A 26,202-nucleotide genomic window follows, 5' to 3' on the forward strand; every position below is an offset into this window, starting at 1 on the left:
GCGCCATGCCGAAGATCGCGGAAATCGAGTACACCCCCAATCCCAACGCCGTGAAGTTCCAGCTCAAGGAGCCCGTGGCCGCGGGCTTCCCCAAGGCCTTCCGGGACGCGGAGATGGCCGAGCACGACGACCTGGCCCGGGCGCTGTTCGCCGTGGGGCACGTGGTGTCGGTGTTCATGCAGGACAAGTTCATCACCGTCACCAAGGACGACGGCATGGGCTGGACCGAGCTCCTGCCCAAGCTGGCCCCCCCCATCCGCCAGGCACCGTCGGCCGCCGGCGCCACCCCCGAGGCCCCCCACTGGGACCGCCCCGAAGTGGACGAGAACGACCCCCTCATCCAGCAGATCCGCAAGGTCCTCACCGACACCATCCTCCCGGCCCTGGCCGCCGACGGCGGCGGCCTGGACATCGTGGGCCGCCACGAGAAGCAGGTGATGATCCGCTACCTGGGCGCCTGCGGCTCCTGCCCCTCGGGCCTCACCGGCACCCTCATGGCCATCGAGGGGATCCTCCGCAAGGAAGTGGACCCGGAGATCGTCGTCATCACCGTGTGACCGGCCCCATGGCGGAAGGCAGGCGCGGACGACAGATCCAGAAACAGCGGGAGCTCCTGGACCGCACCCTGGCCGCCCTGGAAACAGGCGGCCCCACGGACGTCCGGTCCTTCGCCGACCTGGACGCCATCCTCTTCCACGACCACGCCGACTTGGTGCGGGGCCTGGCCGAGGTGCTGGACCGCTCCGGCCTGGTGGACGCCTTCCAGGCCCTGGCCCGGCACCTGGAGGAGGACAGCGGCCTCTGGCTGCGCCGCCTGGAGCGCCTGGAGGCCGACCCCGCCCTGCGCGCCCGCCGCGCCGAGCGGGACCGGGACTACCTGGAGGTTCTGGGCGCCCACTTCCGCCGCTGGGGCGCCGCCGACCCCCAGGGCCAGCGGGTCAGCGACCTGGAAGCCACCCTGGCCCTGGCCGCCCAGCGGGGCGCCGAGCGCCTCTGGGTCCAGGGCCGGGGCCGCCCCGTGCTTCCCGTGCTGGTGGACGAGGCCCTGGCCGTTCTCTGGCCCGCCCTCTACGCCCACGCCCGCCGTCACCGTCCCTGAAGGCGATCCAGCAGCCGCTCCGCGTCCGCCTCGCAGGGCAGCCCCCGCAGCCCCTCCCCGTGCAGGAACCCGTCTCCCTCCACCTGCCGCAGGAAGGCCAGCAGCCCGTCCCAGAACCCGTCGCTGTTGAGCAGCCCCACCGGCTTGGCGTGGATGCCCAACTGGGCCCAGGTGAGCACCTCGAAAAGCTCGTCCAGGGTGCCGAAGCCCCCCGGCAGGGCCAGGAACCCGTCCGAGAGCTGCACCATCCGCGCCTTGCGGCTATGCATGTCCTCCGTGACGATGAGCTCCGCCAGCCCCCGGTGGGCCTTCTCCCGGGCGACGAGCGCCCGCGGCATGACCCCCACCACCCGCCCCCCGCCCTGGATGACGGCGTCCGCCAGCGCACCCATGAGCCCGCAATGGGCTCCCCCGTACACAAGCCCTATCCCCCGCCCGGCCATGGCCCGCCCCAGCCCCACGGCGGCCTCCAGGTGCTTGGGATTGCGACCGGCGTTCGAGCCGGCGAAGACACAAAGGCTGAAGTTGTTATCCATGGTTCCCATGATCGCGTACGCCCCCCCGGGGACGCACCCCGAAGCGCGACAAGACAAAAGACACCTGTCCTTTCTTTTCCCAGCGCCCCAGCGAGCCCTCTGCGTCTCAGCGTTTGATTTTTTTCCAGGTTTTCTTCGGCGCGACAGTAAGAATCGCGCCGCGAATTCCAGGAAAAAATCAAACGCTGAGACGCAGAGGACTCGCTGGGGCGCTGGGAAAAGAAAAAAAGGAAATCTGCCTGTGGGTTTCCAAGGGATGTGCCCCCCGAGACAGCCTTCGGACCGACAAAAATTTTTTGTCCAAATCAAAAAACTATTTAATTATTTAAGGACTTGAAAACACGAAATCCAGGATCCCCATTCCAGATCCGTTTTTCCCTTGTTTTTCAACGCTTTGGAAGCCCATACCCCTCCCTCGCGCCCCGCTTGTCTTCAAAAGGTAAGCCAGATTATCACATGAAAAACGCCACATATTCAAGCCTGTTTATCCCCTCCCATCCGCACTACTCTCGACAGAATGCCGGAACGAAGGGGTCATGAGATCCCGGCCCCAAGGCAGCGTGAGGAGACCGCATGCTCGCGCACCTGATCCTGAAAGACGGTGAGTGCTTCAGAGGCGACGCCCCCCTTGGCAAGGGCGGGAGCGGCGAGGTGGTGTTCACCACCGCCATGGCCGGGTACCAGGAGATCCTCACGGATCCCAGCTTCGCGGGGCAGATGGTGTGCATGACCTTCCCGGAGCAGGGGGTCTACGGCGTCCACGCGGATCTGGGGGAGGCTTCGCGGCCCTGGGCGGCGGGCTTCGTGTGCCGGCGCCTCAGCCTCCACCCGGACCACACCCGGGCCGAGGGGGACCTGGGCAGCTGGCTCAAGCGCCACCGCATCCCGGTGATCACGGACGTGGACACCCGGGCCCTCACCCAGCACGTGCGGGACCGCGGGGCGCAGCCGGGGCTCATCTGGACCGAGGCCGACGGGTCCCTGGCGGCGGGGGTGGCCGCGGCCTCCCACCTGCCGGACATGTCCGGGCAGGCCCTGGCGGGGGAGGTGAGCTGCGACGACCGCTACGAGATCCTGCGGCCCGGGGCCCGGTTCCGGGTGGCGGTGCTGGACGGCGGCATCAAGGCCTCCATCCTCACCCAGCTCTCGGCCTCCGGCCTGGACCTGGAGGTCTTCCCCTGGGACGCCCCGGCTTCCGAGCTCACCGCGGCGCGCTTCCACGGGCTCTTCCTCAGCAACGGACCCGGGGATCCCGCGGCCCTGCCGGGCATGCGCCGGGAGGTGGAGGCCTGCATCGGGCGCCTTCCCATCTTCGGCATCTGCCTGGGGCACCAGCTCCTGGGCCAGGCCTTCGGGGGCAGCACCTTCAAGCTGAAGTTCGGGCACCGGGGGGCGAACCAGCCCGTGCTGGACCTGGCCACCCGCCGCATCGAGATCACGGCCCAGAACCACGGGTTCGCCGTGGACGAGGCCAGCCTCCCCCCGGAGATCCAGGTGACCCACCGCCACCTCTCCGACGACACCGTGGAGGGGCTCCGGCACCGCACCCTGCCCATCTTCAGCATCCAGCACCACCCGGAGGCCTCCCCGGGACCCCACGACGCGCGCGGGGCCTTCGGCAGGTTCATCCGCATGATGGAGGACCACCATGCCTAGGAACCCCGAGCTCACCTCCGTCCTGGTCCTGGGCGCCGGCCCCATCCAGATCGGCCAGGCCTGCGAATTCGACTACTCCGGCACCCAGGCCCTCAAGGCCCTGCGGGAGGAGGGGGTGCGCACCATCCTCCTGAACTCCAACCCCGCCAGCATCATGACCGACCCCCAGCGGGCCGACGCCACCTACCTGGAGCCCCTGAACCTGGCGGTGCTTGAGAAGATCCTCGAACGGGAGCGCCCCGCGGCGCTGCTGCCCACCGTGGGGGGCCAGACCGCCCTGAACCTGGCCATGGAGGCCCACAAGGCCGGCCTGCTGGAGCGGTACGGGGTGCGCCTCATCGGCGCCCAGCCCGCGGCCATCGACCGCGGCGAGGACCGGGAGCAGTTCAAGGCCCTCATGGACGAGCTGGGGCTGGAGACCTGCCGGGGCGGCTTCGCCCACTCCATGGAGGAGGCCCGGGCCATCGCGAAGATCACGGGCTTCCCCGCCATCCTTCGCCCCTCCTTCACCCTGGGCGGCTCCGGCGGGGGAATCGCCTACAACGTGGAGGACTTCGAGGCCATCGCCCAGCGGGGCCTGGACCTGAGCCCCATCCACCAGGTGCTGGTGGAGGAGAGCATCCTGGGCTGGAAGGAATTCGAGCTGGAAGTGGTGCGGGACCTGGACGACAACGTGGAGATCATCTGCGGCATCGAGAACCTGGACCCCATGGGCATCCACACCGGCGACAGCATCACCGTGGCCCCCATCCTCACCCTCACGGACCCGGAGTACCAGCGCATGCGCGAGGCCGCCAAGGCCGTCATCCGCGGCGTGGGGGTCGAGACCGGCGGCAGCAACATCCAGTTCGCCCTGGACCCGGTCTCGGGCCGCATGATCGTCATCGAGATGAACCCCCGGGTCTCGCGGTCCTCCGCCCTGGCCAGCAAGGCCACGGGCTTCCCCATCGCCTGGGTGGCCACGAAGCTGGCCCTGGGCTACCGCCTGTGGGAGCTGCCCAACGTCATCACCGCCCGCACCAAGGCCGCCTTCGAACCGGTGCTGGACTACGTGGTGGTCAAGGTGCCCCGCTTCACCTTCGAGAAGTTCCCCGAGACCGAGCCGGTGCTGGGCATCCAGATGAAGAGCGTGGGGGAGACCATGGCCATCGGCCGCAGCTTCCAGGAGGCCCTGCAGAAGGCCCTGCGCAGCCTGGAGGAGGGCCACCTGGGCCTCGCCGGCGCCCTGGACGGCAAGCTGGACCTGGCGCGGCTCAAGGAGCACCTCCTGACCCCCGGCCCCCAGCGGATCTTCTGGATCTACCAGGCCCTGCGGGCCGGCCATTCCATCGACGAGCTGCACCGCCTCACCTGCATCTCGCCCTGGTTCCTGCGGGAGATGGAGGAGATCGTCGTGCTGGAGGGGCGCCTGCGGGGCTTCCCCCTGGAGCGGCTCCCCCGCGAACTGCTGGAGAAGGGCAAGCGCGCCGGGTTCACGGATTCCCAGATCGCCGCCTTCTGCGGCACCACCGAGGCCGCGGTGGCCGCCCTGCGGGAGGCCATGGACCTGCGCCACGCCGTCAAGCGCATCGACACCTGCTCCGGGGAATTCCTGGCCGAGACGCCCTACCTCTACCAGACCTGGGAGGAGCGCAGCGAGGCCCCCCCCACGGACCGGCCCAAGGCCATCGTCCTGGGCAGCGGCCCCAACCGCATCGGCCAGGGGGTGGAGTTCGACTGCTGCTGCGTGCAGGCCGTGGAGGCCATCCGGGCCAAGGGGGTGGAGGCGATCCTCGTCAACTGCAATCCCGAGACCGTGAGCACGGACTTCGACATCTCCGACCGCCTCTACTTCGAGCCCCTGGTCTTCGAGGACGTGAAGGCGGTGGTGGACCGGGAGGCCGCGGGCGGCCACCTGCTGGGGGTCTTCACCCAGTTCGGCGGCCAGACCCCCCTCAAGCTGGCCCAGAGGCTGGAGGCCGCGGGCGTGCCGCTGCTGGGCACCGCCCACAAGGCCATCTTCGACGCCGAGGACCGCAAGCGCTTCGGCGAGGTGCTGGGCAGGCTGGAGATCCCGGCGGCCCCCTGGGGCATGGCCGCCACCCCCGCCCAGGCCCTGGCCGTGGCCGAGAAGCTGGGCTACCCCGTCATGGTCCGGCCCAGCTTCGTGCTGGGGGGCCGGGCCATGGCCATCGTCTTCGACGACGCGGGCCTGGAGAAGTACATGCGCGAGGCCACCCTGGTGAGCGAGGACCGCCCCGTGCTCATCGACCGCTACCTGGAGAACGCCCAGGAACTGGACGTGGACCTGGTGTGCGACGGCGGAAGCGCCGTCATCGCCGGGGTCATGGCCCACATCGAGGAGGCCGGGGTGCACTCCGGCGATTCCTACGCCGTCTTCCCGCCCCTGGGCGTGCCCGAAGGCATCCTGGAGACCGTCAAGGCCATGAGCCGGGCCCTGGCCTTCGAACTGGGGGTGCGCGGCCTGCTGAACCTCCAGTGGGCCCTCAAGGACGGGGTGCCGTACTGCCTGGAGGCCAATCCCCGGGCCAGCCGCACCGTGCCCTTCATCTCCAAGGCCACCGGGGTGAACTGGGCCGGGGTGGCCGCGCGCATCGGCCTGGGCGAAACCCTGCTCGAGCAGGGCGTCCGGGACGGCCAGGCCCTGGCCGTGGCCGTCAAGGGCGTGGTGTTCCCCTTCGCCAAGTTCCCGGGGGTGGACCCGGTGCTGGGCCCCGAGATGCGGTCCACGGGCGAGGTGATGGGGGTGGGCGAGACCTTCGGCGAGGCCTACGCCAAGGCCCTCCAGGCCGCCCACATGGTCCTGCCCCTTTCCGGCACGGTCTTCCTGAGCGTCAACGACCAGGACAAGCCCCACCTCCCCGAGCTGGTCAAGCGCCTGGCCAGCCTGGGCTTCGGCCTCTGCGCCACGGACGGCACCGCCCGGAGCCTGGAGGCCGCCGGCTACCGGGTGCGGCGCATCCACAAGGTGAACGAGGGGCGCCCCAACGCCGTGGACCTCCTGAAGAACGGCGAGATCCAGTGGGTGGTGAACACGCCCCACGGCAAGAACGCCTTCGTGGACGAGGACAGCATCCGCCGCCAGTCCCTGCGCCTCAAGATCCCCTGCGTCACCAACATGAGCGCCGCGCTGGCGGCGTGCGAGGCGGTGGAGACCCTGCGGGGCGAGGTGCGGGTGCGCAACCTCCAGGAACTGGGCGGCCGCATCTGAACCGGGGAGCGGTCTAAGATGGTGGCATGGCCGCCCCCGGAAAAGCCCTCCTCCTCGCCCTGATCCTGGCCCCGGGGGCCTTCGCCCAGCCCCTGGCGGCGCGGCTCCAGGCCCTCCTCCAGGGCCCGCGCTTCGAGGCGTCCCGGGTGGGGGTGTCGGTGGTGTCCCTGGACACGGGGCTCCCGGTCTTCGAGCAGGACGCGGGCAAGTTCTTCGTGCCGGCCAGCAACGCCAAGCTCTTCACCTGCGCCATGGCCCTGTGCCGGCTGGGGCCGGAGCGGCGGATCCGCACCTCGGTGCTGGCCGGGGCCCGGCCCGGCCCCGGCGGCGTCCTCAAGGGCGACCTGGTCCTCTACGGCCGCGGCGACCCCATGCTCCTGGCCCGGGACCACGGCTACCCCGGCACCCCGGATCCCTTCGAGGCCCTGGCGGCCCAGGTTGCCCTGGCCGGGGTGCGGGAGGTGCGGGGGGACGTGGTGGGCGACGACAGCTTCTTCCGCACCCGGCCCTTCGGGTCGGGCTGGGAGAGCGGGGACCGGGACTACGCCTTCGGGGCGGACGTGTCGGCCCTCACCGTGCACGACAACATGGTGGACCTGCGCGTCTACCCGGGGCGCGACGGGGGGCCCTGCTTCCTGTTCCCCATGCCGGGCCTGGGCCTCCTGCCCCTGCGCAACCTCACCACCACGGGCCCGGGCCCCGCGCCCCGCGCCCTCTGGGAGGGGGAGGAACTGGTCGTCTCCGGCGCCCTCGCCCGGGACGCGGCGCCCGCGACCCTGGCGGTTCCGGTGCGGCGCCCCGCCCTCTTCGCGGCCGGGCTCCTGCGCCGGGCCCTGGAACGCCACGGGGTGCGCGTCATGGGCGGAACCGCCGCCCGCACCTCGACGGCCCCGGTGGAGCTGGCCTTCGTGGAATCGCCCGCCGTCCGGGACCTGGTGCGGACCACCCTCAAGGACTCCGTCAATCTCTATGCCCAGCTCCTCCTGCTCCAGGCGGGGGGTTCCGAGGAGGCGGGACTGGCCGCCCTGGCCGCGTTCCTGAAGGAGGCCGGCATCGCCCCGGGGGACGTGCTGCTTGAGGAGGGCGCCGGCCTCTCCCGCAAGGACCTGGTCAAGCCCCGGGCCCTGACGGCCCTCCTGAAGCACATGGCCACCCGCCCCGAAGGGGCCGCCTTCGCCGACGCCCTGCCCCTGGCGGCGGTGGACGGCACCCTGCGCAACCGCATGGGGGATTCCCCCGCCGCGGCCAACACCCGGGCCAAGACGGGCACCCTGCGCAACACCCATGCCCTGGCCGGCTACGTCACCACCGCCGGGGGGGAGCGCCTGGCCTTCGCCATCCTCCTCAACAACCATGTTTCCCCGGCCCCGACGGCCGACATCGACGCCCTGGCGAACCTCCTGGCTGGGCAGCCTTGACATGATTGATTAATAATTTATCTTTTCTCTCCAACCTGCGTGGAGAGAACCCTTGACCAAGCGCACCGGCATTGATGTTTCCCCCCTGATGGCGGTGCCTGTCCTCCTCCTGGCCCTGGCCTGCGGAGGCACCGGGAATCCGCGGGCCTACGATTCCACGGGCGGTTCCAGCCAGCCAACCATCCGGGTCGCGGGCTACGACACCGGGTCCACCGGAACCGTCGCCCGGACCTGGCAGGACGGCGCGTCCACCACCATCACGGACGGGGTGCAGCGGGCCTCGGCCAATGCCATCGCCGTCTCGGGCGCCACGGTGTACCTCGCGGGCTCCGAATCCAACGGAACCTTCGATCTGGCCAAGGTCTGGAAGAACGGCAAGGCCACGGCGCTCACGGACGGCACCCGCAACGCGGCGGGAAACGCCCTGACCCTGGCCGGCACCGACGTGCTCGTGGCGGGGCGGGAATCCAACGGAAACCGCGACGTGGCGAAATTCTGGCGGAACGCCACCGCCACCTCGCTCACGGACGGCACCCAGAACGCCGAGGCCTACGGCATCGCGCTGTTCCAGGGGGTCGTCCACACGGTGGGCTTCGAGACCAAGGGCACCGTCAAGGTGGCCCGGCTCTGGCGCAACACGGGCTCCACCGCCCTCACGGACGGCACCCGGGAGGCGGTGGCCTACGGCATCGCCACGTCCACCGCCGACGTGTACGTGGCCGGATACGAATCCAACGGCACCGCCAAGGTGGCCAAGCTCTGGAAGAACGGCACGCCCATCACCCTCACCGACGGCACCCACGACGCCGTGGCCTTCGCGGTGGCGGTTTCCGGCGGGGACGTGTACGCCGCCGGCTACCAGTCCAACGGCAGCCGCCAGGTGGCGACGGTGTGGAGGAACGGGAACCCCACCTCCCTCACCGACGGCACGAAGGACGCCGCGGCCTTCGGCCTGACCCTGGCGGCCGGGGTGCCCTGCGCCGTGGGTTACGAGTACAAGGGCGGTCACACCGTCGCCAAACTCTGGACGGGCATCATCCCCATGGAACTCTCCGACGGCACCGGCGACGCCGAGGCCCTGGGAATCAGCGCGCAGTGACCCCGGAAGGGTATGATGGAGGGTCCCCCTCCGGAATCCCGTGCGCCTTGCCCCCCTGCCCTTCGTGAAGATCTGCTGCATTTCCAGCCTCGACGAGGCGAGGCTGGCGGTCGCCTGCGGGGCCTCGGCCCTGGGCCTGGTGTCGGCCATGCCCAGCGGGCCCGGGGTCATCGGGGACGACCTTGTGGCCAGGATCGCGGCGGCCGTGCCGCCCCCCATCGCCACCTTCCTCCTCACGGCCCGCCAGGACGCCGACGGGATCCTCCGGCAGCACCGCCGCTGCCGCACCACCACGATCCAGTTGGTGGACCGGGTGCCCCCGGCGGACCTGCGCAAGCTCCGGCAGGAATTGCCGGGGATCCGCATCGTCCAGGTGGTCCACGTCACCGGGGAGGCCGCCCTGGCCGAGGCCCGGGCCCTGGAGGGGCTGGTGGACGCCCTCCTGCTGGATTCCGGGAACCCGGCCCTGGCCGTCAAGGAGCTGGGGGGCACCGGGCGCACCCACGACTGGGGGCTGAGCCGGGCCATCGTGGAGGCCACCACCCTGCCGGTGTTCCTGGCCGGGGGCCTGAACCCCCGCAACATCGCCCAGGCCGTGGCCCTGGTGCGGCCCTTCGGGGTGGATCTGTGCAGCGGGGTGCGCCGGGGCGGCCGCCTCGACGCCACCAAGCTGGAGATGTTCTTCGCGGCCCTCCGGGCAGGGGCCTGAATTTCCCTGCCGGATCTTGAAATTCCGCGATAACCTACCTGTTCTGCCGGACACATGTGCCGGGATTCCAGCCCTCCGGAAGAGGGCTACTAATTAGAGGTGGACGAATGTCCCAACTTTCAACACTCATCAAGGGCAAAGGCTCCAAGCAGATGGGCCGCATCACGGTGCTGGACGCCACCATGCTGGAGGACGAGACCCCTGATTCCCAGGAGTTCCTCGACGCCCTTCAGGGTGAGACCCGCGCGCTCCGCGAGGAAGAGGTGGTCCGCGGCATGGTCGTGGAGATCCGCGGCAAGGATGTCATCATCGACATCGGCTACAAGGGCTCGGGCACGGTCAACATCGATGAGTTCAACAACCCCGACGGCACCGTCGGCGTCGCCGTGGGCGACGTGGTCGAAGTGCTCCTGGAGCACCTCGAGGACCAGAACGGCAACGTCCGCCTCTCCCGCGAGCGCGCGGAGAAGATGAAGATCTGGGACGAGGTGGAGAAGGCCTTCCGCGCCAACCTCACCGTCCACGGCGTCGTGCTGGAGAAGGTCAAGGGCGGCCTGGCCGTGGACATCGGCATCCGGGCCTTCCTCCCCGGTTCGCAGGTGGACACCAAGCCCGTGCGCAACCTGGACCCCTACCTCGGCAAGTCCTTCGACATGAAGGTCATCAAGGTGAACCGCCGCCGGGGCAACATCGTCCTGAGCCGCAAGCTCTTCCTCGAGACCATCAACGCGAACATGAAGGAAGAGACCCTGGCCGGCCTGGAAGAGGGCAAGCTGGTGGAAGGCACCGTCAAGAACATCACCGAGTACGGGGCCTTCGTGGACCTGGGCGGCGTGGACGGCCTGCTGCACATCACCGACATGTCCTGGGGCCGCCTGAACCACCCCTCCGAGATGTTCCAGGTGGGCGACAAGGTCGAGGTCGCCATCCTCAAGTACGACAAGGAGACCGAGCGCGTCAGCCTGGGCTACAAGCAGAAGTTCGCTGATCCCTGGCTCACCGTCGAGGACCGCTACCCCGTCAACGCCACGGTCAAGGGCAAGGTCGTCTCCATCACCGACTACGGCGCATTCGTGGAGCTCGAGCCCGGCGTCGAGGGCCTGGTGCACGTGTCCGAGATGAGCTGGACCAAGAAGGTCAAGTCCGCCAAGGGCATGGTCAACCTCGGCGACATGGTGGAGGCCCAGATCCTGCAGGTGGATCCCGAGAGCCGCCGCATCAGCCTGGGCATGAAGCAGATCACCCCCAATCCCTGGATGGAGGTGGCCGAGAAGTACAACATCGGCCAGATCGTCACCGGCCTGGTGCGCAACATCACCGAGTTCGGCGCCTTCGTGGAGCTGGAGGAGGGCATCGACGGCCTGATCCACGTGTCCGACTTCAGCTGGACCAAGAAGATCAAGCACCCCGGCGAGATCGTGAAGAAGGGCGACAGCGTCACCGCCAAGGTCCTCAGCCTGGATCCCCTGAACCAGCGCATGAGCCTGGGCGTCAAGCAGATGGAGCCCAACGTCTGGGAGATCTTCTTCGAAGGCCACCACGTGGGCGACACCATCGTCGGCCGCATCGCGCGCCTCACCGACTTCGGGGCCTTCGTGGACCTGGGCGAGGGCATCGAGGGCCTGGTGCACGTCTCCGAGCTGAGCCGCAAGCGCGTGGAGGAGATCACCAAGGAATTCGCCGCCGGCCAGGAGCTGACGATGAAGATCGTCAAGCTGGATCCCACCGAGCACCGCATCGGCCTCTCCGTGAAGCAGTACGAGATGGACGCGGAGCGCGGCGAGATCGAGACCGCCAAGAACCTGCAGCCCTTCAAGAAGGCCACCCTGGCCGACGCGTTCAAGAACGTCGAGCGCGAAGACTAGACAGCGCCGCTTGAGGGAAGGCCCCGCGACTCCGGTCGCGGGGCCTTTCTGCGTTCCGGGGGTCTTGGCCCGCCCGGGCATGCCCTGCCGGGGGCCGCGGAAAGCCCCCCCTCACATTCCGATGGGGCTTCCGCTGACGGCCAGTTCCACGCGGCGGTTGCGGGTGCGCCCCTCGGCGGTTGCATTGGAGGCCACGGGGCGGGAACTGGCCAGGCCCTGGGACTGGAGGCTGTCCTGGGGAAGGCCCTGTTCGGCCAGGAAGTTCCGCACGGCCATGGCCCGCTGGAGGGAAAGGCGGGCGTTCAGGGCGGGACGCCCGGTGGCGTCGGTGTGGCCCAGGACGCAGATCCGCAGGCCCGGACGGGTGAGGAGGATGCCGGCCACCCGGGCCAGGTTCACCCGGGCGGGCGCCGACAGGCGGCTGCTTCCCGAGGGGAAGGCCACATCCGTGAGCGTGGCCAGGAGGCCGGTTTCCGTCTCCCGGGTCTGGAGCAGGCGGTTGAGCTGTTCCACCAGCTGGCGGCGGACCTCCCGCTGGGCCTTGGTGATCTCCCGTTCCTTGCCCCGGGCTTCGCTGTCCGCGGCGGCCCGGGCGGAATCCGCCTGGGCCCGGGCGGCCTCCAGGCTGGCGCGCAGTTCCTCGGCGGTCTCCCGCTCCCGCGCCAGCGTGAGGGCCTCCCTCTGCGCCTGGGCGCAGATCCGGGCGTCCTCCGCGTGGAGCACGGCCCGACGCGCGGCCAGGACGGCCCCCTTCCCCGCCGGACGCTTTTCCGATTCCATGCGGGCCAGGGATTCCGCGGCCGCGCGGTAGGGCACCGGGGCGAAGGCGTCGGCCCCCTCCGCCTGGGCGATGCGCAGGGCGTTGCGGGCCTGGAGGACGTACGGGGGCGCGGCGGGGTCCCGGGGCCCGGGGGCGCCGGGAACCGGACCGGTTGCCGGCCCGGTTTCGTACGGGGTCTCCACGGCCTCCAGCACGGGCCGCATGCCCCGCACCGGCTGGTTCTCCAGCACCACCGCACCGCTCACCCGGGTGACGGCGAAGTGGGGTTCCGCCGTGAGGACCAGGCCGAAGGACGGGAAGGGGGAGATGGCGTCCAGGTGGGCCTTTCCGCGCACCGCCACCACCTCCCCCAGGTTCACCGGCCGGCCCTGGGGGGAGATGGCCCACAGCACGTAGGTGAGGTACCCGGCGCCGAACCGGGTGGCGGGCTCCAGGCCGTTGAAGTGGGCGTGGACGCGCATGCGGCCGTCCTCTCCCCGCACCACCGCCTGGCCCGAGGCGCCGGGGGCCGCGGGGGTTGCGCGGAAACCCATGAGGATGGATCCGTCCACGAAAGGATAATGAAAAGCCTGGGTGGACGCCGAATGCAAAGGGGCGATCGCGCACAGGGCCAACAGAGGCCAGGACAGGGCTCGGGGCATGGTGCTCCTCCAGGGGTGGGTCCGCGGAACCTGCGGACTGCCTCCTATGTGGGCCGGAGGCCCCCGAGGATTCATCGGCCCGGGGGATCGCGTGCGAATGAATTTTCCATTCCGCCTGGCCCGGCCGCTGTGACAATGGTGCCGGGCCCCCGCGGACCCATGCGATCATTCGAACGAGGATTCCCATGCAAGCCCACCCCGAAGCCGACGGACCCGCCGCAGAATTCGCCAACAGCTTCACCCACGGCCTGGGCGCCGTCCTGGGCGTGGCCGCCCTGGTGGTCATGGTGGTGGAGGCGAGCCTCCACGGCACCGCCCGGGACATCGTGGGCGCGGCCACCTTCGGGAGCTCCCTGGTGCTGCTCTACACCATGAGCACGCTCTACCATTCCTTCCGGGGCCCCCGGGTGAAGTTCGTCTTCAAGATCCTGGACCACAACGCCATCTTCATCCTCATCGCCGGCACCTACACCCCCTTCTGCCTGCGCACCCTGCCCAGCGGCTGGGGCTGGAGCATCTTCGGGGTGATCTGGGGCCTGGCGGTGCTGGGCATCGTCTTCAAGAGCATCTTCATCCGCCGCCTGTCCTGGCTGAGCCTGGCGGTGTACCTGGGCATGGGGTGGATCGTGGTGGTCGCCGCCAGGCCCCTGGCCCAGCACCTGTCCCCGGCGGGCATCTTCTGGCTGGGCGCGGGCGGGCTGTTCTACACGCTGGGCACGGTTTTCTACGGGTGGAAGAGCCTCAAGTTCCACCATGCGGTGTGGCATCTCTTCGTGCTGGGCGGCAGCGCCTGCCACGTGGTGTCGGTGCTGTTCTTCGTCATCCCCCGGGCCGCCTAGCCCATGGCGGGCCTGGAGGGACTGCCCGGGTTCGGGAGGTGGGGCGCCTCCCTGGACGTGCTGGTGGGCCATCCCGGGCCCCTGTGGATCTACGGCGAGGCGGGCTGCGGCCTCACGACCCTGGGGGCCTTCCTGGCCCGGGGGCGCGGCGCCGCCTTCCAGGACGACGCGGAAGGCCTGGGCCCGGAGGCGCTGGCCGCCTGGATCCAGGCACACCCCTCGGGCGTGCTGGCCTCCCACCTGGCGCCGGAGGACCCCGCGGTGGCGCGGGCGGCCTCCCACTGCCTCCCCTTCCGCCTCCCCAGCCTCGAGGACGAGGAGGACGACCTGGACCGCTGCTTCTGGATCATGGCCAAGGAGGAGGGCGTCAGCGGTCCCCTGCCCCCGCTTCTCACGGCCCTGCCCTGCCCCGGCAACCTCCGCGGGCTCCGCAACCGCCTGGTGCGGTGGAAACTCCTGGGCCAGCTGCCCGAGGACGCCGCCCCGCGGCTGCCTCTCGCCGACAGCGAGGACCTCGCCGCCAACCTCCACGTGCTGGAGCGGCTCCTCCTGCACCGCGCCCTGCGGCGCAGCTACGGCAACCGGGTGGAGGCCGCCAAGCGCCTGGGGGTCAGCCGCCGGCACCTCTACCTCCTCATCGCCCGCCACGGCGATCCCGTGCGGGGCGAAGCCCCCACGGCCGAAGGACCAAAAAGGCTCCTGCGCGGACAAAACTCCTGCATCCCGGACCCACACCGATAAACTGGATGGAAACAGGACGGACCATGGCCAATCCTTTGAGAGTTCTCGTGGTGGATGACGATCCCGGCATGCGGGATGGCATGGCCCTGAGCCTCAAGCGCGCCGGCTTCGTCACCGAACAGGCCAGGAGCGGCGAGGACGCCCTGCGCATGACGCGCCCCGGGGCCTTCGACGCCGTGGTCACCGACCTGCGCATGACCGGCATGGACGGCCTCCAGCTCACCGCCCGCCTCAAGGCCCTGGACACGGGCCTCCCGGTGCTCCTTGTGACCGCCTTCGGCAGCCTGGACACGGCCCGGGAGGCCATGCGCCTGGGGGCCTTCGACTACCTTTCCAAGCCCTTCAGCCCCGACGAGCTGGTCCAGGCCGTGCGCAAGGCCATCCGCAGCGAGGACCGCCTCAAGGCCGAGGTCCCCTCCGAAGCCCCCGTCATCCTCACCCAGGACCCGGCCCTGGCCGAGACCCTGGCCCTTGCCCGGCGGGCCGCCGACAGCAAGGCCACCATCCTCATCCAGGCCGAAAGCGGCACCGGCAAGGAGCTCCTGGCCAAGCTCATCCACGCCTCCAGCCCCCGGCGCAAGGCGGCCTTCGTGGCCATCAACTGCGCCGCCATCCCCGAGAACCTCCTGGAATCCGAGCTCTTCGGCTTCGAGAAGGGGGCCTTCACGGGCGCCACCAGCGCCAAGGCGGGCCGGTTTGAGCAGGCCGACGGCGGCACCCTCGTGCTGGATGAAATCGGCGAACTGCCCCTGGCCCTCCAGGGCAAGATCCTGCGGGCCATCCAGGAACGGACGGTGGATCGCCTGGGCGGAAGCCGGCCCGTGGCCGTGGACGTGCGCCTCATCGCCCTCACCAACCGGGATCTGGCCACCGAAGTGAAGGAAGGCCGGTTCCGGGAGGACCTCTACTACCGCCTCAACGTGATTCCCCTGCGCCTGCCCCCCCTGCGGGAACGCACCGCCGACCTGGAGCTCCTGGCCCTGCATTTCGCCGAACGGTACGCCCGGGAGAACGACCGCCCCACCCCCCACCTGGCCCCCAGCTTCCGGGAGGCCCTCACCCGCCACCCCTGGCCCGGCAACATCCGGGAACTGGAAAACGCGGTCCAGCGCTGCGTGGTGCTGAACCCCAGCGACCTCCTCACCCACAAGGACCTGGCCTGGCTCCTGGATCCCGCCCAGATGGAGGGCCTCCCCGAGGACCCCCCCGAGCCGCCCCGGGAATCCCCCTTCCAGCGCCCCCTGGAGGAGGACCTGCCGGACCGCCCCGCCCCCGCCGGCGATTTCCGCATCGCCGACCCCGCCGAGCCCCTGAAGGGCGTGCCCCTGGGCACCCTGGTGGCCCTGCCCCTGGGCATCCCCCTGCCCGAGCTGGAGCGCTTCTGGCTGCTGTCCACCCTTTCGGCCCTGGAAGGCAACCGCACCCACTGCTCCCAGAAACTGGACATCGCCCTGCGGACCGTGAGGAACAAGATCAACGAATACCGGGACGCCGGTTACGAGATCCCCCTGAGCGGGCACGGCCGGGAGGACTAGGTAGTCGCACGTTTCCCAGATGTTCGCCCCGGGAACTCGTTCAAGGACACTCGTCTGTGGACAAGGATGGCTTATACCCGATCCCCTCGGGGCATGGTGCCTGCAAGGTGAGTGTCCTGGCAACGCACGAACCCGATGCGCCGGAGAATCCGGACGAAAAGATGAAACGCTGGGGCGCAGAGATCTCGCTGGGGCGCTGGGGCTTCAAGCCCGGGCGTGAACGCCCCGGCGAATCCCGCCATCCTTGAGGGGCCAGGCGCGGACGTTCAGAAGCAGGCCAACCTCAAGACCGGAGAAACGCACCTGCGTATTGACCCGGGCGAAGTGGGCATTCACCATCTTCTCCTTCTTTTCCCAGCGCCCCAGCGAGTCCCCAGCGCCCCAGCGTTTAAGTTTTTCGATGGGCCTTCCGAATATCCATTTCCGTCAAAGGTCTCCATACCATTTCCGCACGCATTCCATCCTCCAGCCCAGGTTTCAACCACGATGCCTTGTCCGAAAAAAATCGGATTTTCTGACGATTGCCCCATTCCTTGATATCAAGGAATGACAGTTGCCGCATTCACACCTCCCCTTAAAATAATCTATGATATTGCTTGTCGTTCTATATTTTGACAATATTGCCAAACAGCTAGAGCAGAAGCCCCTCGGGATACATGGCATAACCGCTGCAAATCCAATAATACCGGCCATCGTGATAGACCCCAATCCTTCCATTCTTACTCTCCATTGCATATATTTGAACTGATTAAATCAATTTGCCATGAGAAAGCTCAAATTTGATGTTTAAACAATTTCAATCCTTTGCTCCATCCCAAACGCCCACGATCCATTTTAGGCATAGGGCGCTTTTTGCTATACCAAATGGATCAATATTTCAATCATAAAAACAATTTTAATCCATTCTTGTGAACCCATGGGCCAGTATTTAAACATATTAAATTCACTTGTTTATAATCTCAAATCCTGAAACCAACGCTCGATTGCCCGCACTCTTGAGACTCCTGCCCTTTGGTCTCGGGAGTGATCTTGTTCAAGCATTTGTTCCTTTTGAAATCCCCGGCCCATTTCCGGCGGGAGGCCGCGGAACCGGAAAGCGGAGGGACCCGCCGGACCCTGGGGCTCTTCAGCCTGATCATGCTGGGGCTGGGGCTGGTGGTGGGGGCGGGCATCTTTACCGTGCCGGGGATCGCGGCGGCCCGGTACGCGGGGCCGGGGATCATCTACAGCTTCCTCATCGCCGGCTTCCTTTGCGTGGTGGCGGGACTCTGCTATGCGGAAATGGCGGGCATGCTACCGGAGGCGGGTTCGGCCTACGCGTACAGCTACGCCACCCTGGGCGAATTCACGGCCTGGATCATCGGCTGGGACCTCTGCCTGGAATACGGCGTGGGGGCGGTGCTGGTGAGCGTGTCGTGGTCCGGCTACCTGCTGTCCCTTGTTCGCGACACCCTGGGGGTGGCCCTGCCCGACCTCGTCCTGCGGCTCTGCTGCGGTCCCCTGGAGGGGGTGACCCTGGCCTCGGGCGCCTGGGTCCAGGGGCTCTGGAACGTGCCCGCCACCGTGCTTCCGGCCCTCCTCACCCTGGTGCTGGCCCGGAGCATGAAGGGGGGCGCGCGCCTCAACAACGCCATCGTCTGCCTCAAGATCCTCATCGTCCTGGTCTTCGTGGCCCTGGGCATCGGCCTGGTGAGCCGGGCCAACCTGGTGGCCGATCCGGGGGCCCCGGGGCTCCTGGCCCTGGTGCCCGCCCGGGAGTCCGTCCTGGTGGGCGGACGGGAAGTGGCCCGGTACGGCTGGACCGGCGGCGGCGTCCTCACGGGCGTGGGGGTGGTCTTCCTCGCCTACATCGGCTTCGACGCCGTGAGCACCACGGGCCGGGAGGCCAGGAACCCCACCCGGGACGTGCCCCTGGGCATCCTGGCCACCGTGGGCCTCAGCACCCTGCTCTACGTGCTGGTGGCCCTGGTGCTCACGGGCATCGTGCCCTTCCGGGAACTGGGCTCCGAGCCCATCGCCCACGGCATCGACCGCATCACCCAGCTCCGGTCCTGGGGACCCGGGGCCGCCACCGGCCTGGCCATCTTCGTCAAGGCGGGGGCCCTGGCGGGCCTGGCCAGCGGCGTGCTGGTCACCCTCATGGGCCAGGCCCGCATCCTCTTCGCCATGGGCCGGGATGGCCTGCTGCCCTGGTTCGGCCGGGCGGATCCGCGCACGGGCTCGCCCCGGGTGGCCACCCTCGCCACGGGCACCCTGGTGGCCCTGGCCGCCGGGGTCCTCCCCCTGACCCTGCTGAGCGAGTTGGTGTCCATCGGCACCCTCATGGCCTTCAGCCTGGTGTGCATCGGGGTGCCCATCCTGCGAAGGACCCAGCCCGGAACCGAACGCCCCTTCCGCATCCCGTGCCCCTGGTTCCTGGGCACCCTCGGCGCCGCCACCGGGGCCTTCCTCATGGTCCAGATGCCCGCGGAGACCTGGTTCCGGCTCCTGGTGTGGCTGTACCTGGGCTTCGGCCTCTACTTCCTGCAGGGCCGGCGGAACAGCCGGCTCCAGCGGGAGGCGGGGACCGCCTTCGGCAGCCCCTGGCAGGATCTCTTTTCCATCTCCGTGCACGTGGGGGCCGCGGCGGCGGCGTACTGGGCCTTCACCCACGGCGGGCACCCGCTCCTGGGGTCCATGGCCGCGCTGCTGGCGGCCTGGACCCTCCACGCCCTGGTGGGCAACGCCCCTTCGGCTCCGGCCTGAAGCCGGGAGCCTGGGCTTGCCCTCCAAGAATTAATAATTATTTTATAACTACCGCTCCGGATCCTCCCCGGGAACCCCACCGTGAAAACCCTGACCCTGGCCCTCGCGATCGGCCTTCCGGCCCTGGCCTCCGGAACCCCCCGGCAGGACGGGGCCTGCATCCTGGTCTCCAACGAGTCCCGGGAACCGTGGACCCTGGGCGTGGACAGGCGGGCCGCCCTGAGGGGGCGCCTGCGGATCCTTCATTTCGACGCGGGCCGGCGCACCTGGACGCCCGCGGAGGACCTGGAACCGGGCGCGGAAGTGCTCCTGGCCCCCGGCGCGGGGCTTCGTCTGGCCCCGCTGTCGCCCGCCTATTTCCATGCCTTCCGGACGGGGGAGGCTTTCTCCGGGCGCCTCTACCTCAGGGACAGCCGGCACGGCCGGATCCTCCTGGACATGGCCCGCCCGGCCCGGGGAGGCGCGCCGCCGGTCTTCAGCTTCGTGCCGCCCGGGTGCGCCGCGAAATTCGAGGGCGTGCTGGCCTACGCCTTCGGCCACGGCGACCAGGAAGGCTACGCGCTGGCCCACATCCGCATCGTGGGGGGGACGGTCAGTCCAGGTCCAGGTCCAGCAGCCCCGGGGGCGGGTCCAGATCCAGGCGGCGCGCCTCCAGATCCACCTGCCACCAGGCCTTGATGTAGGGAACGTCCCGCTGGCCGGTGCGCCCGGGGCGGAGATCCTTGAGGACCACCATGTCGTACCCCATGGGGGTGGGGTCCAGGCGCAGCACCTCGCCCGCCAGGGCGCCGTGCACGTACACCTGGCAGCCGATCCACGCATGGCGGAAGGTTTCGCCTTCGGGCAGGGTGACCGCCGCGTCGGGGGCCCAGATGGCCCAGCCCTTGAAGGGCTCGGCGGCGGTGCGGTCGGGAATGTCCTCGAAGGACACGCAGGCGCGGTCCTGGTGGAACCGGAAGGAACGCACCCGCACCGGCCGCGCGGGGGCGGCGGGGGCGGCGGTCTCCAGGTCCAGGGACGGGGGCGCCAGCACCAGGCCGGCCATGCCGTCCAGCTTTTCCGGCTCGTCCATGAGCTCGTGCAGCAGGAATTCGCCCTTGAGGCCCTGCACCTTGGCGAGGTGGCCCAGGAGGAACATTATTCCCCGGCCTTGGCGGGAAGCTCGTCGCCGTCGAACAGTTCGAGGTTCACGGTGAGGCCCGCCTTCTCGCCGGCGACCTTGGCGAGGGTGCGCAGGGAGGTGATCATGCGCCCGCCCTTGCCGATGATGCGGCCCCGGTCCCGGGCCTCGGCGAAGATGAGCACGTCGAGCTTGCGCCCGCCCTCCTTCACCTCCACCCGCAGCGCCTCGGGGTGGTCCAGGATGGGGGACAGCACATCGGTAACAAATGCTTCAAAGTTCATGGAAGCTCCGCCGGGCGGCCGTGGCCAACCGGCCTACAAGGCCAGATTCGCCGGCCCGGGTTCCGGGCCGGCGTGTCGAGCTTACAGGATGGAATTCTTCTTGAAGAGTTCCAGGACGGTCTTGGAGGGCTGGGCGCCCTTGGCGATCCAGGCCTTGGCCTTGTCGGCGTCGATGCGCACCGTCTCGCCGTTCTGGGCGATGGGGTTCACGAAGCCCAGGACCTCGATGGCGCGGCCGGTGGGGATGCGGTCGTTCTCGGACACGACGATGTGGTAGAAGGGCCGCTTCTTGGCGCCGTTGCGGGCGAGACGGATAGAGAGCATCGGGACTCCTTGGGTGTTGAAAGAATAGTGCGGGTTAGAGTGAAAAGGGCGGATTCTGCATGCCCTGCATGGCCTGCATCCGCTTCATGAAACCGGGGTTGTTCATCTGGGACATCATCTTCTTCATCTGCAGGTACTGTTTGAGAAGCTGATTTATTTCGTGGACGGGGCGGCCGCAGCCGGCGGCGATGCGCCGCTTGCGCCGGGCGTCCAGGAGATTGTGGTTCTGCCGCTCGCGCGGGGTCATGGAATTGAGGATGGCTTCCAGGTGCTTGATGCGCTTGTCCGTGGCCACGGATTCGATCTGCTCCTTCATCTTCCCCATGCCCGGGAGCATGCCGATGATCTTCTGCATGGAGCCCATCTTCTGGATCTGCTGGAACTGGTTCCGCATGTCCTCGAGGGTGAACTGGTTCTTCACCAGGCGCTGGGCCATGCGCTCGGCGTCCTTCTCGTCGATGGTGTCCTTGGCGTGCTCGATGAGGGTGAGCACGTCGCCCATGCCGAGGATGCGCTGGGCCATGCGGTCCGGGTGGAAGCGCTCGAAGTCGTCCAGCCTTTCGCCCGACCCCACGAACTTGATGGCGGTGCCGGTGATGTGCCGGATGCTGAAGGCCGCGCCGCCCCGGGTGTCGCCGTCGGCCTTGGTGAGGACGACGCCGGTGGTGGCCAGCTTCTCGTGGAAGGCGCCGGCGGAGCGCACGGCGTCCTGGCCGGTCATGGCGTCGGCCACGAAGAGGATCTCGGTGGGGCCGCAGGCGTCCTTGATGGCCGCCAGCTCATTCATGAGGACGTCGTCCAGGTGGAGGCGGCCGGCGGTGTCCAGGATCACCACGTCCCAGCCCTTGAGGACGGCCTCCTGCATGGCGGCCTTGCAGATGGCCACCGGCTCCATGGAATCCGTGCGGAAGCTGGGCACGCCCGCGTCCTTGGCCACCACGTGCAGCTGCTCGATGGCGGCCGGGCGGTACACGTCCGCGGGCACCAGCAGGGGGGAATGGCCGTTCTTCTTGAGGTACTTGGCGAGCTTGCCGCAGGTGGTGGTCTTGCCGGAACCCTGGAGGCCCACCATCATCACCACCGTGGGCGGCTTGGCGGCCATGTCCAGGGGGCGTTCGGGAGCCTGGCCGCCCATGATGGCGGTGAGTTCCTGGTACACCACGTCGATGAACTGCTGGGCCGGGTTGAGGCCGTTCAGGACCTCCACGCCCAGGGCCTTCTCCTTGACCCGCTGCAGGAAGGCCTTGGCCACCTGCACATGCACGTCCGCTTCCAGGAGCGCCATGCGCACGTCCCGGAGGGCCTCCTCGATGTTCTTCTCGGACAGCCGGCTCTGCCCCCGGAGGGACTTCATCGCGCGGCTGAGTTTATCGGACAGGGTTTCGAACATGGGTCCCAAAGACAGGCAGAGCCATCCCAGCGTGGGATGAACCCATGATCTTAGCGCCAAAGCGGCTGGTACTCAACGGAAAGGCTTGGGGCCCACGATCCGTGCCAGAATGTCGACTTCCGGAGTCGACTATGGCGAACCGTCTCGCGCAGTGCACCAGCCCCTACCTCCTCCAGCATGCCCGCAATCCCGTGGAATGGAATCCCTGGGACGCCGAAAGCCTGGAGCGGGCCCGGAAGGAGGACAAGCCGATCTTCCTGAGCATCGGGTACAGCGCCTGCCACTGGTGCCACGTCATGGAGCGGGAGTCCTTCGAGGACGCCGCCGTGGCGGCGGAGCTCAACGCCCATTTCATCCCCATCAAGGTGGACCGGGAGGAGCGCCCGGACCTGGACGACCTCTACATGGGCGCGGTGCAGGCCATTACCGGCCGGGGCGGCTGGCCCATGAGCGTCTGGCTCACCCCGGACCTCAAGCCCTTCTACGGCGGCACCTACTACCCCCCCACGCCCCGCCACGGCCTCCCGGCCTTCCTGCAGCTCCTGGAGAGCATCCGGGGCGCTTGGAGCGCCCAGCGCCCCCACCTGGAAAGCGACGCTGCGAGCCTCCTGGCCGCCCTGGACCGGGATCCGCCCCCGGCCGCCGCCCTGCCCACCGGGGAGCCCGTGCGCCGCGCCCTGGAAACCCTGGAACGGGCCTTCGACCCCCGGTGGGGCGGCTTCGGCCCGGCCCCCAAGTTCCCCCAGCCCACCGGCCTGGAACTGCTCCTGCGCCACGGGTCCGGGGCGGACCGGGCCCGGGCCCTCCGGACCCTGGACGCCATGGCCGAGGGCGGGATCTTCGACCACCTGGGCGGCGGCTTCGCCCGGTACAGCGTGGACGCCCAGTGGCTGGTGCCCCACTTCGAGAAGATGCTCTACGACAACGCCCTGCTGGCCTCCTGCTACCTGGAGGCCTTCCAGCTCACCGGCGAACCCCGGTACCGGGACACCGCGGTGGCCACCCTGGACTACCTGCTCCGGGACCTGCGGGACCCCTCCGGCGGTTTCCACTCCAGCGAGGACGCCGACAGCGAGGGCGAGGAGGGCCGCTTCTACGTCTTCACCCCGGCCCAGATCGAAGGCATCCTCGGCGCGGACGCGCCGCGCTTCTGCCAGGCCTACGGCATCAGCGCCGAAGGCTGCTTCGAGCACGGGGCCAGCGTCCTCCACCGCTTCGAGGCCGGGGGCGCCACCGCGGAGGACCTGCGGGCCCGGGTGCTGGCCTTCCGCGACACCCGGCCGCGCCCCGGCAAGGACGACAAGGTCCTGGCGGGCTGGAACGGCCTGGCCCTCAGCGCCCTGGCCCGGGGCCACCAGGCGCTGGGGGAGCCCCGGTTCCTGGAAGCCGCCGGGGCCCTGGCGGACTTCCTGCGCGCCGAACTGTGGCGGGACGGCGGCCTCCTGCGCACCTGGCGGCGGGGCCACGGGCACACCCCGGGTTTCCTGGAGGATTACGGGGCCGTGGCCTGCGGCCTGGTGGACCTCTACGAGGCCGGCTTCGACGCCCGGCGCCTGCGCTGGGCCTTCGAACTGGGGGAGATCCTCCTGGAGCGGTTCCAGGATCCCGGGGGGGGCTTTTTCGGGAGCATCGCCCGCCCGGACCTCCTGGTGCGCCAGAAGCCCTTCCAGGACGGCGCGGTGCCCTCGGGGAACACCCTGGCCGCCCGGGCCCTCCTGGCCCTGGCCCGGCACTTCGACCACGACCCCTTCCGCCGGGCCGCCGAAGGCGCCCTGCGGGCCGCGGCGCCCCTCCTGGAGCGGGCCCCGGCCGCCGTCACGGGCATGGCCGGCGTCCTGGCCTCGGCCCTGGCGCCGGGGCCCGAGGTGGTCATCGCCGGCGACCCGGGGGATCCCCGGGTGCGGGCCCTGGTGGCCGCGGCCCACGGGGCCCCGCGGGCGGGGGGGATCCTCTCCCTGGTGGAGGCCGACCCCGCCCTGCCCCTGCACCGGGACCGCCGGGGCACGGAACCGGCGGCCTTCGTCTGCCGCCAGGGCGTCTGCGAGGCCCCGGTCACCGATCCGCTCCGGCTCAGGGATCGGTTGACAAATTAATTAACAATAACTATTTTTGAGGCGGCGGCACCTAGGTGACCCGATCGGTCATTTAGCCGCCCACCCCGGAGCCGGCCATGCCCCAGCCCAACGCAAGGCCAGACTGGTACGAGAAGGGGAAGAAGGACGGCCGGTACGTCCTGGGCCCCCTGCTGGGCCACGGGGGCATGGGGGACGTGGTGGAAGCCTGGGACACGATCCTGGGGCGGCTGGTGGCCCTCAAGATCCTCACCCACGCCGAACCCGCGGCCATGGTGCGCTTCATGCACGAGGCCCAGCTCCAGGCCAAGATCGAGCACCCCAACATCTGCCGGATCTATGACATCGAGGCCCACGAAGGGGTGCCGCGCATCGCCATGCAACTGGTGCGCGGCCCCACGCTGGAGGACGCCACCCACGACCTGGAGCTCGAGGAGATCGTGGCCATCATCGCCGAGGTGGCCGGCACCCTGGGGGAGGCCCACCGCCGGGGCCTGATCCACCGGGACATCAAGCCGGGCAACATCCTCCTGGAGCCCTTGGAGGGCGGAGGGTGGAAACCCGTCATCTGCGATTTCGGACTGGCCCTGCACGTGGACGCCTCCGTGCTCACCCTGCCCGACGCCCTCACGGGAACCCCCGCCTACATGGCCCCGGAGCAGGTGCGGGGCAACCGCCGGCACATCGGGCCCCCCACGGACGTCTATGCCCTGGGGGGCACCCTCTACTTCCTCCTGGTGGGCCGGCCCCCCTGCGTGAGCACCGTCACCCAGGAGATGCTCAAGGTGAAGCGGGAGCAGCGCTTCCCCGCCCCCAGGGCCCTGGAGCCCACCATCCCGGTGGCCCTGGAGACCCTCCTCCTGCGCTGCCTGGCCCCGGCCCCCGCCGACCGCTACACCACCATGGAAGCCCTGGCGGACGACCTCTGGGCCTTCCTGGGCCGGGCCCCGCGCCGCGCCGCCCGGCGCTGGCGGAGCCTGGCCGCCGCCGCCGCGGCCCTGGGCCTCCTGGCGGGCCTGGGCGGCCTGGCCTGGCACCGGGCCGGCACCCGGGAACGCGCCCAGGAGGCCTTCACCCGCGCCACCCAGGAAGCCGGCAATCTCCTGGCCGGCCTGCACGATGAGCGCGAGCGGCCCCTCCACGACATCCGCGGCGCCCTGGCCCGCATCCGCGCCGCCAAGATCGCCGTGCGGGGATCCGGCGAACCCGCCTGGGACCTGGTGCGGGGGACCGCGGACTTCTGCCTGGCGGACCTCCCCGCGGCCCGCACGGCCCTGGGGAGGGCCTGGTCCCTGGGGCCGGCCCAGCCCGGCACCGCCTACCTCCTGGGCCTCGCCTGCGCCCGCCAGTGGCTGGATCTGGAGGAAGAACCGTCCCAGCGCGGCCAGGCCGCCCCGGAGGAACTGCGCGCCCAGGCCCTGGCCTGGTTCCACAAGGCCCGGGGGCTGAGCCGGGACCGGGAGGAATTCGCCCAGGCCCTGGTCTCCCTCATGGGCCATGACCTTCAGGGCGCCCTCGCCCACTGCCGGGAAGCCGAGAAGGCCAATCCCTGGATGCGGGAGGCCGGGGCCCTGGGTTCCCTCTGCCTCACCCGCCTGGCCCGCACCTACCTGGCGGGGGGGGATGACGCCGCCGCGGAACGCACCTACCGGGAGGCCCTCCGCTGGGCCGAGGACGGCGCGCGCCAGGCCCAGAGCGACGGGGACCTCCGCCATGCCGCCCTGGTGGCGGCCCTGGGCCTGGCGGACCTGGCCCGGGCCCGGGGCAGGCTCACCCGGGAGACCGTCCAGGACCTGAGGACCCGTTCCGACCAGGCCCTCCTCATCGACCCGGACGCCCCCACGGCCCAGGCGGACTGGATCTCCACCCAGTGCCTGGCGGCCCGCCACCAGGCCGACGCGGGCCTCGACCCCAAACCCACCCTGGACCACGCCCTGGCCTTCTACTGGACCCGCACCCAAGACCCACGCCCACCGGCCCTTCTGGCCGCCAAACGCATGCTTAACGGACTAACAACCGAGCGAGATCTCATGAGGCAGAAAACACAGCCTTGTTTCCGCCCCCCGGGAGCCTAGATTGGGTGCAGGGTAGAAAATAGTCGCTCTTCCCTTACACCTGAGGCCGTCTAAGAACGAGC

The 26,202-nt window shown here is 69.6% G+C and carries 21 protein-coding genes; 15 read left to right on the forward strand and 6 right to left on the reverse strand.

The features are described 5' to 3' along the window. Nucleotides 1-5: 5 nt before the first annotated feature. Together R2J76_RS15380 and R2J76_RS15385 are read left to right on the forward strand one after the other, a co-directional pair. Nucleotides 6-557, forward strand: coding sequence for a NifU family protein (locus tag R2J76_RS15380; RefSeq protein ID WP_316412520.1), 552 nt, complete (start codon nt 6-8; stop codon nt 555-557). A gap of 8 nt (nt 558-565) precedes the next feature. Beyond that, nucleotides 566-1,099, forward strand: a complete 534-nt coding sequence (locus R2J76_RS15385) for a hypothetical protein (protein ID WP_316412521.1) — start codon at nt 566-568, stop codon at nt 1,097-1,099. Here R2J76_RS15385 and R2J76_RS15390 read toward each other — a convergent pair. After that, on the reverse strand, nt 1,087-1,644 hold the full coding sequence (locus R2J76_RS15390; RefSeq protein ID WP_316412522.1) for an LOG family protein: 558 nt from the start codon (nt 1,642-1,644) through the stop codon (nt 1,087-1,089). The two genes, R2J76_RS15385 and R2J76_RS15390, sit on opposite strands and share 13 nt — an antisense overlap. 564 nt (nt 1,645-2,208) lie before the next feature. On the opposite strand from R2J76_RS15390, the gene carA reads away from it, so the two are divergent. The 6 genes from carA to R2J76_RS15420 all read left to right on the forward strand — a co-directional run bounded on the left by carA (nt 2,209) and on the right by R2J76_RS15420 (nt 11,593). Further along, nucleotides 2,209-3,291 carry a glutamine-hydrolyzing carbamoyl-phosphate synthase small subunit gene (gene carA, locus R2J76_RS15395; RefSeq protein ID WP_316412523.1) on the forward strand — a complete coding sequence of 361 codons (1,083 nt, stop codon included), beginning with the start codon at nt 2,209-2,211 and terminating at the stop codon, nt 3,289-3,291. After that, nucleotides 3,284-6,502 carry a carbamoyl-phosphate synthase large subunit gene (carB, locus tag R2J76_RS15400; RefSeq protein ID WP_316412524.1) on the forward strand — a complete coding sequence of 1,073 codons (3,219 nt, stop codon included), beginning with the start codon at nt 3,284-3,286 and terminating at the stop codon, nt 6,500-6,502. The genes carA and carB overlap by 8 nt, the downstream gene beginning before the upstream one ends. Before the next feature lie 26 nt (nt 6,503-6,528). Beyond that, the gene (dacB, locus tag R2J76_RS15405; RefSeq protein WP_316412525.1) at nt 6,529-7,920 is read left to right on the forward strand and encodes a D-alanyl-D-alanine carboxypeptidase/D-alanyl-D-alanine endopeptidase; all 1,392 of its coding nucleotides are present in this window, start codon (nt 6,529-6,531) and stop codon (nt 7,918-7,920) included. Nucleotides 7,921-7,972: 52 nt separating this feature from the next. Then, nucleotides 7,973-9,019 carry a hypothetical protein gene (locus R2J76_RS15410; protein WP_316412526.1) on the forward strand — a complete coding sequence of 349 codons (1,047 nt, stop codon included), beginning with the start codon at nt 7,973-7,975 and terminating at the stop codon, nt 9,017-9,019. Between the two features lie 40 nt (nt 9,020-9,059). Further along, nucleotides 9,060-9,728: a phosphoribosylanthranilate isomerase gene (locus tag R2J76_RS15415; protein ID WP_316412527.1), complete on the forward strand. Its 669-nt coding sequence runs from the start codon at nt 9,060-9,062 to the stop codon at nt 9,726-9,728. Between the two features lie 107 nt (nt 9,729-9,835). Beyond that, entirely contained in the window at nt 9,836-11,593 is a 1,758-nt protein-coding gene (locus R2J76_RS15420; RefSeq protein WP_306599611.1) for a 30S ribosomal protein S1, read from the forward strand. A gap of 111 nt (nt 11,594-11,704) precedes the next feature. Here R2J76_RS15420 and R2J76_RS15425 read toward each other — a convergent pair whose 3' ends face one another. After that, nucleotides 11,705-12,907 (reverse strand): OmpA family protein, encoded by a 1,203-nt coding sequence (locus tag R2J76_RS15425; protein ID WP_316412528.1) that lies wholly within the window; start codon nt 12,905-12,907, stop codon nt 11,705-11,707. Nucleotides 12,908-13,200: 293 nt separating this feature from the next. Between R2J76_RS15425 and trhA the strand changes: the two genes are divergently transcribed. From trhA to R2J76_RS15450, 5 genes are all read left to right on the forward strand, one after another. Next, nucleotides 13,201-13,854: a PAQR family membrane homeostasis protein TrhA gene (trhA, locus tag R2J76_RS15430; RefSeq protein ID WP_316412529.1), complete on the forward strand. Its 654-nt coding sequence runs from the start codon at nt 13,201-13,203 to the stop codon at nt 13,852-13,854. Nucleotides 13,855-13,857: 3 nt separating this feature from the next. After that, nucleotides 13,858-14,595: a helix-turn-helix domain-containing protein gene (locus R2J76_RS15435; protein WP_316412530.1), complete on the forward strand. Its 738-nt coding sequence runs from the start codon at nt 13,858-13,860 to the stop codon at nt 14,593-14,595. Between the two features lie 23 nt (nt 14,596-14,618). Continuing rightward, nucleotides 14,619-16,130 carry a sigma-54-dependent transcriptional regulator gene (locus tag R2J76_RS15440; RefSeq protein ID WP_316412531.1) on the forward strand — a complete coding sequence of 504 codons (1,512 nt, stop codon included), beginning with the start codon at nt 14,619-14,621 and terminating at the stop codon, nt 16,128-16,130. 1,029 nt (nt 16,131-17,159) lie between these two features. Continuing rightward, nucleotides 17,160-18,875: an amino acid permease gene (locus R2J76_RS15445; protein ID WP_316412532.1), complete on the forward strand. Its 1,716-nt coding sequence runs from the start codon at nt 17,160-17,162 to the stop codon at nt 18,873-18,875. 81 nt (nt 18,876-18,956) lie between these two features. Continuing rightward, nucleotides 18,957-19,553: a hypothetical protein gene (locus R2J76_RS15450; RefSeq protein ID WP_316412533.1), complete on the forward strand. Its 597-nt coding sequence runs from the start codon at nt 18,957-18,959 to the stop codon at nt 19,551-19,553. Here R2J76_RS15450 and R2J76_RS15455 read toward each other — a convergent pair. The 4 genes from R2J76_RS15455 to ffh form a co-directional block, all read right to left on the reverse strand. Continuing rightward, nucleotides 19,468-20,013, reverse strand: a complete 546-nt coding sequence (locus R2J76_RS15455; protein WP_316412534.1) for a ribosome maturation factor RimM — start codon at nt 20,011-20,013, stop codon at nt 19,468-19,470. The genes R2J76_RS15450 and R2J76_RS15455 overlap by 86 nt on opposite strands. After that, the gene (locus R2J76_RS15460; protein ID WP_316412535.1) at nt 20,013-20,279 is read right to left on the reverse strand and encodes a KH domain-containing protein; all 267 of its coding nucleotides are present in this window, start codon (nt 20,277-20,279) and stop codon (nt 20,013-20,015) included. The genes R2J76_RS15455 and R2J76_RS15460 overlap by 1 nt, the downstream gene beginning before the upstream one ends. An 81-nt stretch (nt 20,280-20,360) precedes the next feature. Beyond that, nucleotides 20,361-20,603 (reverse strand): 30S ribosomal protein S16, encoded by a 243-nt coding sequence (gene rpsP / locus R2J76_RS15465; protein ID WP_316412536.1) that lies wholly within the window; start codon nt 20,601-20,603, stop codon nt 20,361-20,363. 34 nt (nt 20,604-20,637) lie between these two features. After that, nucleotides 20,638-21,993 carry a signal recognition particle protein gene (gene ffh / locus R2J76_RS15470; RefSeq protein ID WP_316412537.1) on the reverse strand — a complete coding sequence of 452 codons (1,356 nt, stop codon included), beginning with the start codon at nt 21,991-21,993 and terminating at the stop codon, nt 20,638-20,640. 131 nt (nt 21,994-22,124) lie between these two features. On the opposite strand from ffh, the gene R2J76_RS15475 reads away from it, so the two are divergent. Then, a complete protein-coding gene (locus R2J76_RS15475) occupies nt 22,125-24,086 on the forward strand; it encodes a thioredoxin domain-containing protein (protein ID WP_316412538.1) in 1,962 nt (653 codons plus the stop codon). A 77-nt stretch (nt 24,087-24,163) separates the two neighbouring features. Further along, entirely contained in the window at nt 24,164-26,140 is a 1,977-nt protein-coding gene (locus tag R2J76_RS15480) for a serine/threonine-protein kinase (protein ID WP_316412539.1), read from the forward strand. Nucleotides 26,141-26,202 lie beyond the last annotated feature (62 nt).

The organism is Mesoterricola silvestris (assembly GCF_030295405.1).
GTDB classification, from domain to species: Bacteria; Acidobacteriota; Holophagae; order Holophagales; family Holophagaceae; genus Mesoterricola; species Mesoterricola silvestris.